The 560-nt window shown below is 77.0% G+C and carries 1 protein-coding gene; it reads left to right on the top strand.

Going from position 1 to position 560, the window contains the following annotated elements:
• A partial coding sequence (locus VB737_RS07540; RefSeq protein WP_500312289.1) for an enolase C-terminal domain-like protein occupies positions 1-560 on the top strand: 560 nt, incomplete at both ends.

Raw genomic sequence — 560 nt, 5'->3', positions numbered from 1 at the left:
AGGTGGGCGCGGCCGCCGGTGGCTGGCTGGCGGCTCCGCCTTCCGCCTGGCTGCTCCCCACCGGCGAGGCGATGCTCGACGGCCTGGAGCGGAGGCTCGCTGCTGCCGAAGGCACACCCACATTCAAGTGGAAGGTGGCGGCGGCGGCCGATGGGCTGGAGCGGCGCCTGCTGGAGGTGCTGCTGGAGCGCCTGCCGGCCCACGGTCGCCTGCGGCTCGATGCCAATGGCGGCTGGGACCGGGCCACCGCCGCCGCCTGGGCGGAGCGGCTGGGGCAGGAGCCGCGGCTGCAGTGGCTGGAGCAGCCCCTGGCCCCGGGCGACCAGGAGGGCCTCGAGGCGCTGGCCCTGGGGATTCCGGTGGCCCTGGATGAATCCCTGCGGCAGCGGCCCGAGCTGCGGCAGGGCTGGGCGGGCTGGCAGGTGCGGCGACCGTCCCAGGACGGGGATCCCCGGCCCCTGCTGGCCGAGCTGGGCCGGGGGGTGCCCCGGCTGATGGTGAGCACCGGCTTCGAGACCGGCATCGGTGCCCGCTGGACGGCCCACCTGGCGGCCCTGCAG

It is taken from the genome of Synechococcus sp. BA-120 BA3, assembly GCF_034931285.1.
Taxonomy (GTDB): Bacteria; Cyanobacteriota; Cyanobacteriia; order PCC-6307; family Cyanobiaceae; genus Cyanobium.
The sequence above is the reverse complement of the archived record's forward strand: the minus strand, read 5'-3'. Positions and strand labels throughout refer to the sequence as shown.